The organism is Serratia bockelmannii (assembly GCF_008011855.1).
Lineage (GTDB): Bacteria > Pseudomonadota > Gammaproteobacteria > Enterobacterales > Enterobacteriaceae > Serratia > Serratia bockelmannii.
Genome location: NZ_VOUX01000024.1, coordinates 46,624 through 63,604, shown reverse-complemented (window position 1 = coordinate 63,604; position 16,981 = coordinate 46,624). Strand labels below are relative to the sequence as shown.

Annotated in this window: 16 protein-coding genes; 12 read left to right on the top strand and 4 right to left on the bottom strand. The window is 50.0% G+C overall.

All coding sequences use genetic code 11. The features are described from left to right. Window positions 1-64 precede the first annotated feature (64 nt). The 3 genes from FOT55_RS12825 (at window position 65) to FOT55_RS12815 (ending at window position 1,486) form a co-directional block, all read left to right on the top strand. Window positions 65-688 carry a hypothetical protein gene (locus FOT55_RS12825; protein WP_147823530.1) on the top strand — a complete coding sequence of 208 codons (624 nt, stop codon included), beginning with the start codon at window positions 65-67 and terminating at the stop codon, window positions 686-688. Between the two features lie 32 nt (window positions 689-720). Next, window positions 721-1,080 carry a TonB family protein gene (locus FOT55_RS12820; protein ID WP_187181942.1) on the top strand — a complete coding sequence of 120 codons (360 nt, stop codon included), beginning with the start codon at window positions 721-723 and terminating at the stop codon, window positions 1,078-1,080. A 67-nt stretch (window positions 1,081-1,147) separates the two neighbouring features. Beyond that, window positions 1,148-1,486, top strand: a complete 339-nt coding sequence (locus FOT55_RS12815) for a colicin E1 family microcin immunity protein (protein ID WP_187181941.1) — start codon at window positions 1,148-1,150, stop codon at window positions 1,484-1,486. A 15-nt stretch (window positions 1,487-1,501) separates the two neighbouring features. On the opposite strand, the gene FOT55_RS12810 is transcribed toward FOT55_RS12815, so the two are convergent. Further along, entirely contained in the window at window positions 1,502-3,244 is a 1,743-nt protein-coding gene (locus tag FOT55_RS12810; protein ID WP_147823527.1) for a colicin-like pore-forming protein, read from the bottom strand. A 447-nt stretch (window positions 3,245-3,691) separates the two neighbouring features. On the opposite strand from FOT55_RS12810, the gene FOT55_RS12805 reads away from it, so the two are divergent. The 5 genes from FOT55_RS12805 (at window position 3,692) to FOT55_RS12790 (ending at window position 9,439) form a co-directional block, all read left to right on the top strand. Continuing rightward, window positions 3,692-4,687 (top strand): hypothetical protein, encoded by a 996-nt coding sequence (locus FOT55_RS12805; RefSeq protein ID WP_147823526.1) that lies wholly within the window; start codon window positions 3,692-3,694, stop codon window positions 4,685-4,687. Between the two features lie 2 nt (window positions 4,688-4,689). Continuing rightward, window positions 4,690-6,939 carry a KAP family P-loop NTPase fold protein gene (locus tag FOT55_RS12800; protein WP_147823525.1) on the top strand — a complete coding sequence of 750 codons (2,250 nt, stop codon included), beginning with the start codon at window positions 4,690-4,692 and terminating at the stop codon, window positions 6,937-6,939. Window positions 6,940-7,259: 320 nt separating this feature from the next. Next, the gene (locus FOT55_RS25435) at window positions 7,260-7,430 is read left to right on the top strand and encodes a hypothetical protein (protein WP_161568993.1); all 171 of its coding nucleotides are present in this window, start codon (window positions 7,260-7,262) and stop codon (window positions 7,428-7,430) included. 48 nt (window positions 7,431-7,478) lie between these two features. Continuing rightward, the gene (locus FOT55_RS12795; RefSeq protein ID WP_147823524.1) at window positions 7,479-8,420 is read left to right on the top strand and encodes a hypothetical protein; all 942 of its coding nucleotides are present in this window, start codon (window positions 7,479-7,481) and stop codon (window positions 8,418-8,420) included. A gap of 212 nt (window positions 8,421-8,632) precedes the next feature. After that, window positions 8,633-9,439 carry a Shedu immune nuclease family protein gene (locus FOT55_RS12790; RefSeq protein ID WP_128885009.1) on the top strand — a complete coding sequence of 269 codons (807 nt, stop codon included), beginning with the start codon at window positions 8,633-8,635 and terminating at the stop codon, window positions 9,437-9,439. Between the two features lie 312 nt (window positions 9,440-9,751). On the opposite strand, the gene FOT55_RS12785 is transcribed toward FOT55_RS12790, so the two are convergent. The 3 genes from FOT55_RS12785 to FOT55_RS12775 all read right to left on the bottom strand — a co-directional run bounded on the left by FOT55_RS12785 (window position 9,752) and on the right by FOT55_RS12775 (window position 11,629). Then, entirely contained in the window at window positions 9,752-10,087 is a 336-nt protein-coding gene (locus FOT55_RS12785) for a DUF1493 family protein (protein ID WP_128885008.1), read from the bottom strand. Beyond that, window positions 10,081-10,536: an STM2901 family protein gene (locus FOT55_RS12780; RefSeq protein ID WP_128885007.1), complete on the bottom strand. Its 456-nt coding sequence runs from the start codon at window positions 10,534-10,536 to the stop codon at window positions 10,081-10,083. The genes FOT55_RS12785 and FOT55_RS12780 overlap by 7 nt, the downstream gene beginning before the upstream one ends. 97 nt (window positions 10,537-10,633) lie before the next feature. Further along, window positions 10,634-11,629, bottom strand: coding sequence for a DUF6685 family protein (locus tag FOT55_RS12775; RefSeq protein WP_128885006.1), 996 nt, complete (start codon window positions 11,627-11,629; stop codon window positions 10,634-10,636). A 309-nt stretch (window positions 11,630-11,938) separates the two neighbouring features. Between FOT55_RS12775 and FOT55_RS12770 the strand changes: the two genes are divergently transcribed. From FOT55_RS12770 to FOT55_RS12755, 4 genes are all read left to right on the top strand, one after another. Next, on the top strand, window positions 11,939-12,625 hold the full coding sequence (locus FOT55_RS12770) for an SOS response-associated peptidase family protein (protein WP_128885005.1): 687 nt from the start codon (window positions 11,939-11,941) through the stop codon (window positions 12,623-12,625). A 197-nt stretch (window positions 12,626-12,822) separates the two neighbouring features. Then, a complete protein-coding gene (gene umuD, locus FOT55_RS12765; protein WP_128885004.1) occupies window positions 12,823-13,239 on the top strand; it encodes a translesion error-prone DNA polymerase V autoproteolytic subunit in 417 nt (138 codons plus the stop codon). Between the two features lie 2 nt (window positions 13,240-13,241). After that, complete coding sequence (gene umuC / locus FOT55_RS12760) at window positions 13,242-14,504, top strand: translesion error-prone DNA polymerase V subunit UmuC (protein ID WP_128885003.1); 1,263 nt, start codon at window positions 13,242-13,244, stop codon at window positions 14,502-14,504. A 76-nt stretch (window positions 14,505-14,580) separates the two neighbouring features. Beyond that, a complete protein-coding gene (locus FOT55_RS12755; protein ID WP_128885002.1) occupies window positions 14,581-16,554 on the top strand; it encodes an acyltransferase family protein in 1,974 nt (657 codons plus the stop codon). The last annotated feature ends 427 nt before the right edge of the window (window positions 16,555-16,981 follow it).

Below are 16,981 nucleotides of genomic sequence, written 5' to 3'. Positions count from 1 at the left end.
CTTAACGTAGGATATTTTCCGTTTTCCAAGCGGCCCCCTCTTCGCCCGGCCGCTGGCCAGCGGCGTGCTGAACCTCGATGACTTCAGCGACGAGGCGCTGGCCCGAGCCTGCACCCCGGTGCGGCTGCGGGCGACCTTCCCGCGGGCGGTCGCTGCGCAGCGCGCCGACGATCCGGCGATGGCCGATTACCTGGTGCTGACCGCACCCTTCGTGGAAAGCCTGCAGCTGATCGCCGCCGCCGGCGAGCTCAGTGCCGCGGTGGAGATCCTCTCCGGGCAGGGCGCCTATCCGGGCACCGACGACGGCCTGCCGCCGTTCCTGTCCCTGCATATCCGCGGCGCTGTCTTCCAGTCGACCTTCAGCTGGCCGGTGTTCGCCGAGCTTCGCCGCCTGCTGCGCGCGCATCAGCACGGCGATCTCACCCGCAGCTATCAGGGACGGCACGTCTCGCTATATGTGCCGGAGAGCAGCGACCTCGGTCTGGTGTTGCCGAATTTGCGGCTGCGGCTGGCGCCGGACACTTTCACCCCCGCTCGAGGCCTATCTGCTGACGCAGCTGGAGCACCCGGCGGCGGCGCTGCTGGCCGATCTCGCCGCGCTGTACGGCGATCTGTGATCGCCGCAATAACGCAATATTGTCAGATTTACCCTATAGTTAGGAGCGATCGCCGAGGCGCGATCTTGTAGTAACCGCTTATTTTTAACCAATGGATCACGACATGAGAAAATCTACATTTTCTGCTCTGCTGTTACTGTGCCTAACGCCGGCGCTGGCGCTCGGTGCCACACCGGCACCCCACGCCATCATCAAAACCGCCCCTGTTTATCCTGAACAGGCCCTGTCGAAAAGCACCAGTGGCGTCGTCAAGGTGAAATACGATATCGAACACGACGGCACGGTCAGGCATGTGCGTATTGTGCAGGCGAGGCCTGCCGGTGTCTTTGACGAGGCGGTGTTGACCGCCATGAAAAGCTGGCGCTTTGAACGCGATCAACCGGTGAAGGATCGCGAATTTACCTTTAACTTCAACACCAAACCAACCAACTCGGTCTATGGCAACGGGGTTCCGTTTCGCTGATCACCCGCAAAGCCGATATGATGGCAAGTTCGAAAGATGAAAAAGGCCGATGTCCAGGGAGGCGCGAATGACCAAAGCGTATTATTGGAAAAGTCAGGTTTGGGGAGTAGCCTGCTTTTTTAGCGCGCTCTATTACATCCATTCCTTCCAGGACAGGGTGAACATCCCTCTCGCGCTGGTCATTGCCTTTCTGAGCTTTTTGCTCTATCCCTGTGCCAAAAAGGGCATTGAAACGGCCGCCCTGCGCTTCACCAATGAAGCATTCTGGCACCGCGGGTTGTTCGCCGATACCATTGGCAAAAATGGGCTACTGGTTCTGTATTATGTGTTCTGTTTTATCATGGCCCTGCCGCTGGGCATCCTGTATCTGCTTGCCCTGTTCCTCAGAAATAAAAAGGCCGCGTAAGCGGCCTTGCTGACGTTAAATACCGACGGCTTTGTTGACCTTCTCCATGAGCTTTTCATTAACCAGCACGCTGACCAAAGTCATGATAATGGCAAAACCGAAAAGACCCAGTGGCGTGCCCAACATCACGCTGAAGGCAAACGCCGTCAGCGTCGTGGCGGCCGCGCCTGCCGCAAGTGTCTCCACTTTAACGAAAACAGGTCTGAAGTTCTGCGTTCGTATCGCTTTGGGCAGCTCGACGATGACGACATCGTAGAAATCAATGGCTCTGCTCGTGTAGTTGAACGCCTTGCTAAACTTGACAAGATTCTGGGCGATATGCTCTCGGCGCACCGACTCCAGCGCTTTAGCCACCGCTTCGCGATCGGCGACGCTGAATTTCTTGTTCAGCACGTCCTTGTACTTCTCAAACGCCTTCAGCGCCTCCTCCGCATTTTTGAGCGTTTTCCCCTTGGCCGCATCGGCCAGCTCTTTGGCCACCTTGGCGGACTGCTCGCCAAATTTCTCCGTCAGTTCCTTGTAAAAATCCGCCGTCGTCTTGATGGCGTCTTTCATCGCCTCCTCTTCCTTCTTCCTGGCCTCTTCGGCCTTACGATCCGCTTCCGCTTTCTCCAGCCGCTGCAGGTTATCACGGGCGGCATTCAGGTTTTTCGAGGCATTGTCAAACTCCTGATTGGCGAGGTTGAGATCGCGGTTTGCCGCATCGACCTGGGCCCGCAGTTTGTTCACCTCCTCCTCACTCTGTTTCAGCGCATCCAGGAGTTGTTGTCTGTTTTCTTGATCCGAAGGGATGATTGAAGGGCCTGGGAGATGTTTATCGATCACCTCTTTCGTACGGTCTCGCATTATGATTGCGGAACTGAGGCTGGTCTGAGTACGGTAGGTCCTGCGTTGAAGATCGTCGCGTTTTTGCTTCGCAGTGTTTAACCGGCTTTCTGCCTGCTGAACATTCTTTTTCGCCGCATCGATGTTATGCGTCGCTTCCCATTCAGCCTGTTTGCGTTTCGCTTCCTCCTCGGCGCGCCGTTTGGCTTCCGCTTCTGCCGCTTTACGTTTGGCTTCTTCTTCCGCCTTACGTTTTGCCTCTTCGGCCGCCTTACGTCGGGCTTCTTCTTCGGCATTACGCTTGGCGGCGTCTTGCTGTTCTTTTTGCCACTGCTGATAAGCATTAGTCAGGCCAGGCACTGCCACATTGGATTTTCTGTACCCGGTGCGATCATTCCCTTTGCCGCCGCCGTTGATCTCGTATTTTTGCGTGATCTCGGTCATGACCTTGTTGTTGTCAAGCCAAAAGCCAGGTGGAATTTGGCCGCGACGGACCGCCGTAAAGATAGCCAGCGGAAGGGTATAGTCCGCCGCCGGGTTTTTGCCGGCATAGCGCCCATCCGAAATGCTGGCGTTATTGCCAAAATTCTGGCTGGCCGGCGGTTTGGCAGCATCGATGATGGAATTCAGTACGCGGGTTGCACCGCCCGCACCATCATCCACAACCGATGAATTATCATAGTTCATGACGACCCCGTTCATCGTTGGCTGACCCTGGGCATTGATAATGACCTTGCCATAGCGGGAGGTATGCACATCACCGGGCTTCATGATCAACTTATTGGTCGTGCCGGTATTGCCACCGCCGCTGTCGCCCCCGTTACCTGTGGGGCCAGTAGGGCCAGGTTGGCTGGGACGGTCGCCGGTCACCGTCATGCTGTCGCCATCATCCGGTGAATGATAAGTAAATTTGGTATTTGCATTAAAAAGCATGGGCTATCTCCGTTGATAAATACTGTACAAATGCACAGTTAAATCGACTGTATAGACCGTGTCTGCTGGGGACAACCCCATGGAGGACAGTTTCGTTTGTACTAAGGCGGGTACAACAGGCGTTGTGATCGAGTACAACCGAATCAGTCCCAGGAAGATCCGGAACTGGGGGTTTTCGGATCTGCGACGCAAAAACGCCGACCGCCGCACTCAGCTTCACTAGCAGACTAGCCAAATGGTTAGCAATGGTTCATTGTTGCAACCATAGTAAAAGGAAGCTAGCTGCATTGGGTAAAGCATTGTAATTTCCATTTCTGCTTTATAGGATGTTGCTATCATCACAATAAATTCCTATGACAGCAGGACACCGCCATGCTCAGCCAGCTGAACCTCCGCTTTCCGAAATCCCTGATCGCCGCCCTGAAAAACCGCGCCGCCGCCGAAGCCGTGCCGGTCAACACCCTGGCAGAACGTCTGCTGCAGCAAACGCTGGCCACTTCGGTCGCCGGCGACGAATATCGCGCGCTCTGCGCGGCGCCGTACACCACCCTGGGCCAGCTGTACCGCAAGGTCGTGCGCGCGGAAACCGTCGACGGCCAGGCGCTGAGCCGCGCCGAACTGCGCTGGCTGTTCAGCCAGGCGCAGATCGCCTATCGCGATGGCCGCGGGCCGGTCAACCGGGCGCCGCTGTCCGCGCTGCTGCTGATCACCGATGCGCTGCTGGAGACGGCGGTGGGCGGCGGGCTCGATGTCGATCCCCACTATTACCGGCGCACCTTCGGCCTGCGCGGCGAGGACTGGCTGCAGGCGCTGCGTGACCGCTTTACGGCCACATGCACCCCGCCGGCCGGCAGCGCCGAGTTCTTCGCCCGACCGCTGGCCAGCGGCGTGCTGAACCTCGATGACTTCAGCGACGAGGCGCTGGCCCGCGCCTGCACCCCGGTGCGGCTGCGGGCGATCTTCCCGCTGGCGGTCGCCGCGCAGCGCGCCGACGATCCGGCGCTGGCCGAGTACCTGGCGCTGACCGTGCCCTTCGTGGAGCGCCAGCAGCTGATCGCCGCCGCCGGCGAGCTCAGCGCCACGGTGGAGATCGTCGCCGGTCAGGGCGCCTATCCGGGCGCCGACGACGGACTGCCGCCGTTCCTGTCCCTGCACATCAGCGGCGCGGTCTTCCAGTCGACCTTCGGCTGGCCGGTGTTCGCCGAACTGCGCCGCCTGCTGCGCGCGCGTCAGGACGGCGATCGCACCCGCAGCTATCAGGGGCGGCATGTCTCGCTGCATGTGCCGGAGAGCGGCGACATCGGTCTGGTGCTGCCGAATTTGCGGCTGCGGCTGGCGCCGGACACCTTCACCGCGCTCGAGGCCGAGCTGCTGGCGCAGCTGGAGCACCCGTCCACAGCCGCGGCGCTGGCCGAGCTCGCCGCACTGTACGGGGATCTGTAACCATGACGCATTCACCGCAAGAAAACCGCCAGGGGCAACATCCCGATCGCGCCATCCGCAATAACGACGAAGACCGCTATGGTTTCACCCACATTGCCACCGAGTTGGCCCGCGCCATTAAGGAGATCGGCCGGGAGGGCAGTGCCGTGATCGGTATCGAAGGCGCCTGGGGGACGGGGAAAACCAGCCTCCTTAATCTGCTGCGCACGGCGCTGGATAAACAACAGGAAGCGCGAACCTTCGTGCTGAATATTTCCCCCTGGCTCGATGGCAGTGATACGCCTCTGGTGGCGTCCTTACTGCTTCCGGTAGCTGGCATCATTGCCGAGGAAGAAGAACGTCGGCTTTCAGCGAAGGAACGGGCAGCCCTCAAAAAGAAAAAAGCGCTGACCGGTACCGCCAAGACGCTGATGGACTACACCCGGGCCACCGCCCGGAATCTGTCGCCTGTCGCTCAGATCGCCGCGGTCATTCCCGGTGTCCCCGATGCCAGCGGCGCACTGAACGCCGTGGCAGACTCGCACTGGCTGAAAGAAAAGGAAAAAACCACGGCCGACATGCGCGCCGAGATTGCTCAGAAAATCGAAGAGCTGGATCTGAGCTTCATTATCCTGCTCGACGATCTCGATCGCCTCGAACCGGCCCAGGCCGTGGAGGTGATCCGACTGGTGAAGTCGGTCGCGGATTTTCCCCGCTTCCGCTACCTGCTCTGTTATGACAAGGCGGTGCTGTCACAGGCCATCAGCCAGGGGCTGGGCGTCACCGACGGGAGCCTGTACCTGCAGAAAATTGTCCAGATCTCATTCGGACTGCCGCGCCCGGAATCCTTTGCGCTGCGCCAGCAATTTCGTGATGATGCCATTGAGTTATACCAAACGGTGAATAAATCTCCCCCGGAGAAGGGCATACTGGATGACCTGACGGCAGTCGCGAATATTTATGGCGCCATGCTGAAATCGCCCCGGGAAGTCCAGACCGTTCTAAATGCACTACGGTTCCGTTATGCGGGCATACGGGACTATGTGTATTTCCCCGATCTGTGCTTCCTGCAGCTGCTCCGCACGACAAATTCGGGTCTGTATGACTGGGTGGAAGAATACCTGTCGGAACGGAACGTGGTGCAGACCGGAGATGGCCATGTCAGTAAAGAGGAGCAGAAAGTCCTGACAGACAACCTTAAGCAACACCTGATGCGGTATTTCCCGGCCAAAGCGCATTCCATCACGGAGCTGAGTGAATGGGTCCCGGGGATCTTAGATGGACTGACAGTGCATCCCGATAAACTCTTTGTAAGCACCGGTCCGCAGGAAAGTGCTTGGCTCACAGCAGGGAAGCGGCTTGGCAGCCAGGCATACTGGCGTTACTACTTCGCCTTCTGCGCGCCACAAAATATCCTGTTACCGGAAGATTTTGACCAAATCTTCGCGCTCGCCGGCCAGCATGACCAGCCTGAAAAGCAGCAGGAACTGGCACAACGCCTGCTCGGTCATATCCAGAGAAAAAAGAACTTATCTTCCCGCACCTGGTTTGAGCACATGCTGGCCGAGCTAACATCCCCCCAGATTGATTCCAGAACGCTGGCCGAGTGCCAGGGTCTGCTGCAGTTCTTCTTCGACAACGGGGATGACATGGTGAAACGCTATCGGCAAGACAACGAGTGGTTTGAGCTGCAGGACCTGGATACCTACAGCGTGGCCGATCGGCTAATCCAACGAATGCTACGTGAGGATGTCACATCTACCAATAAGTTCCTGACTGCGCAACTCCAGCTTGGGAAAGCCTGGTACTGGGGCGCTGAGTATGTCCGTCACCTGCTGTGGCAACATGGGATAGTCGGAGACAGAACGGGCCATCAGCTGGAAGAGTGGATGGAGCGGAGTAACGTCGTCATCTTACAGAAAACCATGGGGAAGAGACTGAACAGCCCGGCCATCACCAAACAGTTGGCGGCCTTTCCCCTGCTGAATAGATATATCTGGGCATGGCGTGATATTAGCGGGATCCAGGCAGTACGGAAATGGGTCGATCGCCAAGTCAAGAAGGATGAGGCTTTTCTGAGCCTGCTGCTGCAGCTCCGGTATCATGGCTTCAGTAGCGCGCATGGGTATTATCAAGCGCTGCCACTGACTAATATGACTGAATATCTGGGCGAGACTCAGAAAGTGCTAGCGCGTATTGAACACATCAAGCAGGCCGGCAAGTTCGCGGAACAGGTTAAACAGGTCGAACAGTCGATCAGTAGAAGCCGTTAATCACCGTGGAATTCATTGTGGTTCATCGCGGGGCAGGGCGCCAACGACGGCCTGCCGCCGTTCCTGTCCCTGCACCTCAGCGGCGCGGCGACAGGGAGGTTAAAAAATTTGATAAGTTCATGTAACTTCTGAACCCTACCACCCGATAGTCTTATCAGCTTGGTATCGAGCCCTTGGCAGAAACACTCTATGCAAAGCAATAGCATGAAGCCACCGCTTTGCAGATAGGCTCTCCTTTAGGAAAGTTTGACGACCTTCGTAAAAACGCGCATAATTCGTACATTAAGTAGGTTTTGAAAGACTAACTTCAGGTGATTGCGATGGCAAACCTTTCAGCGAGAAGCATTAAACAGTTACAGCATGAGCTCTATGAAAAAAGGCTTCACATGATCGAAGCAGGTGAACGTGAGCCTCAACCATTTTCACCAAAATCTGACTTTGGTCAGCTGAAGTCTACTGCAAAGCTGCAGAAAAAATTCTCGTTTGCCTAATCATATGATTACGTGATAATAAGCCATCTTTTTTAAGGTGGTTTTTTTATGTCAGAACATATGAGTCCGTTGGACCAACTCTATATCCTTAACGCTGAACTAATGAAGCATGGTGATAAATTCACGTCGCCAATCGTGACCGTAGGCGGTCAGGCTGTGCACTACTGGGTGGTATGGTACAAGGATATTTACTCCGAACATCCCCCTATTGATTATATTACTTCCAATGATATTGATGTGACAGCACGGAATATCGACATTTCAGTAATATCATCAGTATTAGATGTACCCGTAAATTATAATGATGGCTCACCACCTTCACTGGCAATCCTGCCGTTAAAAAACATAAAAGACGGGAAAATTAAAACATATTTTCATAAAAAGTTTGTCAATAAAGAAATTTTCGATGACCGTCACATTGAAGAACCCAACATTGTGGATGTCCTGTCGAGCGCTTCATATCTTACTCCCTCTGATTTTAACGGCAGAAAACTTATTATCAATACAGAAGTTTTTCATTTACCCATGGAGAAATTTCAATATACAGCTCATGATAAAGTCAGGGTTTTGAATCCCATTACTTGTATGGCATCAAGGTTTCACAACGTCACTCAAGGGGTTAAAAGAAATGTAGTGCAAGAAGTTGCCCGTATAAAGGCATTGATGGTTCCTGTGGTTGCATTTATCATTGAAAAGTTTTTCATTGAAGAATTTCGTAACGGCCGTAAGTTTCTAGATCTGTTCGTTAGAGAAGTAGGGAAAACAGCTTATCGTAGATTTATAGTAGAACATCAAATTGATATCATCAAGATGCTTGAACTCATACACTCTGAATTATCCGAATCAGGAGAATTTGAAGAAAATAATCATGCATTCCTAACAAAAGAACTACCAAATACTATTCATCAGCTATCGTTACAAATCGAGCGCAAAAAAGCACAGATTCATCGCGAAATACTTATAAAAAACAAACAGCTTCAACGAGGTTAAAACTGGAATTACAGTCATGACTAAAGAGATATCGGATAACCTCGCTCACCTAATAGGAGGCATCAAGAATAATACTAACTGATGTAGGCCATCGAACCGCTTCGCGGCATACTCGTAACAGCTAGATTACAAGTAACATTGAGTTTTTATAGATTAGAATGAGTTAAAAATAGTTACTATACACAATCCTAAATTTAAAAAACGGAAATCTCATGTACATTACAGGTCAAGAAATAAACAAAAAAAAGCAAGAGTATATTGACTTGCTAAATAAAAATGAAAAAGAACAAGTTTATCAAACCTATCTTGAAGAAAATACAATGTTTATTCCTAGAGAGTTTGAACAGAATCATGGAATTCATTTCTGTACGGTATTCAGAAAATTACCGTTATCGAGTGATTATAAACCAGACTTTGTGTATCTTTCTAAAAGCTCTGACAACTGGAATGTAATTTTAGTTGAGATAGAAAAGCCATCTTCAAAATATTTCAAGAATAACTCCACAACTTTCCATGCTGACTTTAATCTTGCCTTGCAGCAAATGAATACATGGAGGGCTTGGTTTGATGAAGAATCCAATAGAAGTCACTTCAAAAATAATATATTACAAGGCTTCATTGAACCTGCTCACATGGGTAAAAATCCTTTTAACTTCAAGTATGTTTTAGTGCATGGACGTAGATCAGAATATGAGAATAACACACAGAAAACAGCATTAATAAGAGGCCAGCAACGAAGCGACTTCTCAATAATTTCATTTGACAGTTTGGCTGAAAATATTGAAAAAAAATACCCATTATATGTTGCATTAAAAAAGAACAGCCACTATGAGTTAATATCAAAAAAGTTTGTTGATGAAGGTCTATTCTCATGGGTAAATACGGACTTACTAGCTATATCACAAGGAATATACGATGATGCGATGGCACAATCAAGTAGTTGGAATAGCCATGTAATCAAGGATGGAAAAGCCGTCAAAGTCATGGAGGAAGTTCTTCCAAAAATAAAAATAATATAATATGGTTCGCATAATGACGTTATGCTAAAGAGGCCGCTGCGGGAGAATTTTTCTCAGCGGCCTTTTCAACATAGGGGTCAGTTTGGAGATCGGAAAATTTTGTACGTTAAGAGCATTATTTAACCAGTTGAGGTCACCTGCCTGCAGCTGCGACACGCGAGTGGTAGGCCACGCCACGCCACTGGATGGTGCCCAGCAGGTCGTATGCCCACAAATGAAATACGGCATAATAAATTTCTTGCTGCTCAGTGTCCGACATGCCGACGATTGATACGCCTGGTATATCCCTGACTGAACACTGCATAGCTGGCGTCAGTACAACCAACGCCCAGCCTTGGCGGACTCGATAAGCATATTGACGGTAAATTGGGGTACTTCGGGGAGCTCCTTTTCACGCCTAAACAAATTTTTGAGTAATGTCCCCATCGGCGGATCGGGGTAATAGGTTTTGATATTGAAGCTGGCCTTATCGACTGAGAACTTTTCAAAAAAATCCTCCATCAGCCCTTCTGCGTCAGCCCAATCCATGCCAATGTCAGCATCAATATCAGAACCTGGTGTTATCTCGGGTGAACAGCCAGTGATGACCGTACCATAATGCTTTCTGACGAGGGCGATTACCTGCTCTTCAAGCGTCTCGATTACCATAAGCGATCCTCAGCACGGGCGATTTTGTTATAGGCTACAACGCTTTCGACGCCGATCCGTGAGACATCATAGGCGAGAATGAGCCAGCCGACGACCGGTACTGTCCGGCCAACGAAGGTGCCGATGTTCGAGATCATCTTTCGCCTAATGCCTTCCACGGGATTACCGATAAATGTTGGTAGCTGAATTCCATACGGGAATTTAGCGTTCCCAAAGACCTTTCGTGAAGCCACACTGGCGAGTGATGTTCCCTTTTTGGCTCCGGCAGGTTTCTGCCTGGTCGGTAAAATAGCCATGCCTGAGACGATGGCCGCTACAGCCCCCACATCACCGACGCCCAGCTGCTGCATGGTTTTATCCACAAAAACCCAGAAGAACAGCTCACCAGCGCCAAGGCGCTCCATTCCAGCGTAAAAATAGGTGCCACCTAACTCTTCAACAGTATCCATACCCGTTTCCTTGGCTAAATATGTTCGTAACATAGCCAATGGTAGAAAAGTTATCAATGTTCAAAGGATGAACAGGGAGGTAAGACCAGGAACAGGTTTAATTTACTTCTCGGGATATTGTTTCAGCCGTCTGGGTCGCCAGCAGCTTCAACTGTTTACCGAAATCAGGGAAACCCGCGGCGGAAAGTACATCAGCAACAGCATTGGCTCTGGGGTGGCTACGATCAAGCCAGACGAGTTTGAGAGCTATACCTGATTTGTCCGCATCATGCATGTGACGCGGCAAATCTGAATTACCAAATGGGCATTCAAAAGCATTCATGGCATCTAAAAAGCTGCAGAAGAGTTCGTCTGCCGGAATAGCAAACAGGTGCCATTGCTGACGTAAAGCGGAGGCCATCCTCGCGTTAACACTGTAGCGACAGAGTCTGCCGGTAAGTGGAACCGCAATGCCCAGGCGGCATGCCTGATAGCGTGCAGCGCCAAAATGGTGTGAGCCACCTTCGTTCAGCCAGTAGAGCCTCCGCTCTGCCCACAGATATTCAGCAAATCGCATCCGGTCGAGCCGTAATTCCCTGTGACTCATATTTTTCCACAAGTACTCTTTAGTCACGGGTTCAGCCAGTTCACGGCATCTTAGGATGGGAAATTCATCAATGTCCCGGATATCATGCTCCATAGATTTCGATGCCGACATTCCCCGGATATCCGTGATGTCGCATGTAAAATGAGGGACATCTTCTTTGCTAATCAGCTGCTGAAGCTCGGGAACAGCAAGTGAATGACTTTCGAGTTCGCGCTGGTAGCCCAGTTTGCGGTAGTCGATCGTCCAAGGGCTAGAATGGAATGATGGCAAAGGTGAAGACATCCAGTCCTGCCAGTAAACCACAGACCGTGTCCAGAACGTGTCGACAGGGGCGATGAGCGGACAGGGAATAAGCTGCCCGGAAGCAATCGCATTCTCCAGGCGGGCAGGCCGTCCCAGAGAATGCATAATCCCTTCGTATACCCTGCCAGCTATGCTGCGCCAGAAAGAAGGTCTGGCATCTGCCGGCAGATCGACAAATTTACTTCTTCCCGGATCATCACTCATAGTTTCTTCATCTCACCCCTCTATATCTATAAAACCTTACCACATAGAATATAAATATAAAAATCAAGCAAATAAATAAATTAATAAAAGCCAGTCCCGAAACCATCCAATAGCCACCAATGGACGCAAGGAACGCCACAAAGACAAAGAAAATAGAGATGAAAAATAAATTTCTAATCATGGAATAAAAACCAAACCCATAAAATACAGTATTTATAATACTATCATAATAATCGAGTTGAATTTATATATATTGTGCAAGGTTTATAATAATTTTCTACACTTAGTTTATTTAAGTCAGGAGGCGCAATGTGCGGCCGTTTTGCACAATTCCATTGCCGAGACGAATTTCTCACCGCCCTGGCGCTTGATACGCCGGTTAGCACCGCCGGCGACTGGCATGCACGGTATAACGTCGCCCCCGGCACGCCAGTGTCGGTGTTTCATCACCACGATGACCAGCTGCAGCTGACGCTGGTCAACTGGGGCTATGCACCGGAATGGTGGCGTGAACAGGGAAAACCACCGCTCATCAATGCCCGCGTTGAAACCGCGGAGCACAGCCGGATGTTCGCCCCGCTCTGGAAGCATGGCCGCGCGCTGGTGCCGGCATCGGGCTGGTACGAATGGAAAAAGTCGACGGAGAATCCACGGCTGAAGCAGCCCTATTTTATCCGTGGCGCCGTTTGCCAGCCGTTGTTCTTTGCGGCGCTGTACGTAGCAGCCAGCGACGGCAGCGGCAGCTTTATCATTATCACGGCCGCCAGTCATGCCGGCCTGGCGGATATTCATGATCGACGTCCTCTGGTGCTGCCACCCGCTGCCGCGCGCGACTGGCTCGATACCAGCTTAGTTCCGCCCTCTGGCCATATGCATGCTGACGTGTACAGCCTGCAAGCGGAGGATTTCAGCTGGCAACCGGTCTCGCCGGCTGTGGGCGCCGTTCGCAATGACAATCCCTCACTCATCCTGGCCATTGATACACCAACGGTCTGAACTGCGCGTTATCCACAGTTTTGGTGGATATCATGTGTGCAAGCACACATGAGGAACGCCAAAAGCTGCAGAAAAAAATCACTCAGAAAATTATTATATTACGTCGGATCGCGCTACGAGACCCGGTTTCAGGCTTGCGTGTGCGCACGTTTCGTTTATGATTTACTGTATATATATACAGATAAATTATTACTATTATGAATGCCAGAGAATTGTACTTTTTTTCACCAGGTCAACCGGTCAAACTCCCGCTATACGGGACACCATGCCCGGCAGGTTTCCCCAGCCCTGCCGACGATTACATAGAGCAATCCATTGATTTAAATGATTTTATTAGACACCCGGCCGCCACGTATTTCATCCGCGCAACGGGTGAGTCAATGAGCGATGGCGGCATACTGTCAGGAGATTTGCTGATCGTAGATCGGGCTGAAAAACCCGTGCATGGCAGCATCGTGATCGCCGCGGTCGACGGTGAGTTTACCGTCAAGCGGCTGCTGCTTACGCCCAAGGTTTGCCTGGCGCCGATGAATCCCGCCTACAGTCCTATTTATCCCGAAACGCTGGAAATTTTCGGGGTAGTGATCCATGCCCTGCACTCGTTCGTGAGGTGACCATGTTTCTCTTGGCTGACGTCAATTCGATGTACTGCGCCTGCGAACAGGTTTTCCGTCCGGATCTTAAAGGGCGTCCAGTGGCTGTTCTTTCGAACAACGACGGCGCCCTGGTGGCAATCAACCGCGAGGGAAAAAAGCTCGGCCTGAAACGTGGCATGCCGTTTTTTCAGGCCAGAGAAATCATTAAAAATCAAAACGTAACTGTCTTTTCAAGCAATTATGCCTTGTACGGCGACATGTCGGCACGCTGCATGACGATTTTAGAATCCCTCGCGCCGGCGATGACGATCTATAGCATCGACGAGGCATTTCTTCACGTTGCCGGCATCGATGCCACAGAGTCATTCGAAGACTACGGCCACCGTGTGCGTAATACCGTTCTACAGCAGACAGGCCTCAGCTGTGGCATTGGAATTGCGCAGTCGATGACCCTTGCAAAGCTGGCTAATCACGCCGCAAAAACCTGGCCGGCTACCGGCGGTGTGGTTGATCTGACAAACCGCGATCGGCAACGACGGTTGATGGCGCTGGTGCCGGTCAGCGAAGTGTGGGGATGTGGGCGCCAGTTGACCAAAAAGCTGGCTGCGATGGGGATCACGACTGCACTGCAGCTTGCCGACAGCAACCAGGCGTTGATACGCAGGACGTTCGGGGTTGTGCTCGAGCGCACCGTGCGTGAACTAAACGGTGTGCCGTGTATCTCGATCGATGCGCTGCCGGCAAAGCAGCAGATCATCGTCAGCCGGTCATTTGGCCAGCGCGTCACGCAGCTGCAGGACATGCGCCAGGCGGTGTGCCAATACGCCGAGCGGGCCGCCGAGAAACTCCGCCGAGAGAGGCAATACTGCCGGCACATTTCAGTGTTTGCACGAACCAGCCCATTTGCACCTCATGAGCCTTATTATGCCAACAGCCACAGCGTCCAGCTCATGTTGGCCACGCAAGACACCCGCGACATTGTTGCGGCGGCTGTGAAAGCCCTCGATGCGATCTGGCGTGACGGTTTTCGCTATCAAAAAGCGGGCATCATGCTTAACGATTTCTGTGACAAACCCGGCCAGATCGATCTCTTCGACGAACATCCACCGCGCGCCGGTAGCGAACAATTGATGAAAGCCGTCGATGGCATAAATCACTCCGGGCTGGGGAAAGTCTGGTTTGCCGGCCAAGGGATAAGTAAAACCTGGAAGATGCGCCGCGAATTACTCTCTCCCTCCTACACCACACGATTAAGCGATATACCGATTGCCAAAATAATTTAAAATGTAAACTTGTATATTTATCTGACCTCGGAATTAAATTATAATATAAACGAAAAAAACAACTTTGAGGTTAAAAATGAAGTACCGTAGTGATATTGACGGCTTACGAGCTATAGCTGTCGCTTTAGTCATTTTTTTTCATGCGGGACTAAGCCAATTCCCTGCAGGATTCATCGGTGTTGATGTATTTTTCGTCATATCGGGATATTTGATATCCAAAATAATTTTAGACGGAACTAATGACCAAAAATTTAATTTAAGTGATTTTTATACTCGTAGAATTTGGCGACTACAACCATCGCTGCTACTCATCGTTTTCATTTCTATAATTATCGGTAGCATTTTTTACCTTCCAGCCGATTACAACACGTTCCTGCACAGCGTAAAAAATGTTCTGTACTTCACATCAAACCAGTATTTTTCTGGTGTAACAACTAGTTATGCTTCAGAAGACTCCAGCTACTTATTGTTGCTTCATACATGGTCTCTCTCTATTGAGTGGCAATGGTATTTGACATTCCCTGTAATTCTGTATTTTACACTAAAGTCTTATCAAAAAGACAAAGTCGCTTTAGCAAACTATGTGATTACAGCCGTTTTTCTTATTGTTTCTTTATACCTATCCTATACAACTAGTAAAGTGAGATACTATGATTTTTTCTCGCGTTGCTTCGAATTGCAAATTGGCAGTTGCATCGCATTTACCTCATTTAGGATAGAACATAAGCTATCCAATATTGTTGGTATCGTATCACTATCTCTAATTATTACTCTTTCAATGTCTCCAGAATTAATATCTGGCTACCCAAATGGGTATACCCTTGTGGTTGCATTAGCAACTGGCGCTATAATCCTCTCTGGTGAATCATCCAGATCCTATGCATCGAGGTTGCTTGCATCAAATTCTCTCGTAGCCATTGGTAAACGCTCATATTCTCTTTACCTATGGCACTGGCCTTGCCTGGCATTGTTGCATTATATGGATGTGTTTAACGACTCACTTCTGCTTATTTCATTACTTACATCATCATTACTCCTTGCGTGTGTTTCTTATAGTTATATAGAGATGCCCCTGCGGAAATGCAATAAAAACCTAAAAGCATCAATACTTTTATTAATTGTAACGCCATTATTATTAAGCATTGTTCTATATTCTGTTGCAAAAAATCAAAATTACTTCCCATGGCGATTTGGAAGTTCATTTAACACAGCAACAAACCTTGAATTAAAGTACAAAAAAATGTCGGGACATCGTTCAGATTGTCTTACAGATGAAATCGAAGGAAAATATTCAAACGAACACTGTACGTTCGGAGTTGAATCCCCAAAAAAGACTGCATTCTTCATTGGAGATTCAAACTCTAATCACTACTGGATGTTCTTAGAGACTTTAGCAAAAGATGCTAATTTAGCAATTACTGCAAAAAGCACAGCAAGTTGTTTAACGTTGCCAGGTCTCTATCAGTTTGATTGGTGGCACTTTTCTAATACAGTTTATGAAACTTGTCATGAAAACACTAAGCAATATTATGAACAAATAGAAAATAATAAATATGACTATGTTATTATTGGTGAGCTATGGCCAATGTATGTCAGCGATAAGATTATAAATAATCAAGGAGATACCCGTACCTTAGAACTTTCAAAAGAGAGATTAAGCTCTGCTATTAATGAAGCGCTTACAATCATCGAAAAAGCAGGCTCCACTCCGGTGATAATGAAAGAAATATTTAATAGACCAGACGGCTATGAGTTTTGTTTGAAAAGGAAACTGATAGGAAGAAATGATTTTGAAAATGGTGAATGCAACTCACTTCGCAATACTAAGCCTTCTCCTTCATGGTTTGATGAAAAATTTGAAGAATTAAAAAAATCACATCCATCTCTAGTGATTATTGACATAAAAGACGTTCAATGTTCAGAGACTGGATGTGCTACAGAAGTTAATGGAGTGAGCGTGTATAGGGATGTTGGCCATCTCAACGATTATGCATCACATGTTTTTGGTCAGATGTATCTCCAATCGAAAGGAAATCCTTTCATCAAATAGCAACCATAGAGGATCTTAAAGGATCCTCCCCCCCCCGATCCTGCTAAGACCAGTCTTTTTTCGAAGCTGGACGCACCACAGGAGCCTAGATCGCAACGAGCCGTTGCGACACTTGGCTTACAGACAAAGAGCTACCATGGGTTTCTGAGGCAGGATCTGAGCTGTTGAGGCAGTGATTTGGGGCCCACCGGTTACCCGGTGGGTGCTACTGCAGTTCCATGAAGGAAACTTTTGGTATTTCCCATAGTTTAGATATCAACATATCCACAGTAATGTTTTTTAAAGATTTTTTTGATTTTTAAAGATTTTAAATGCTTTTTAGACATGCTCTAAAGCCTTGTCACGCCTGCCTCTCAGGGCTGTCAATATGGGAAACGGATAAAGCAGGTATGGGAAACAGCCAAAGTTATTGTGGGTAAAAGCTTAA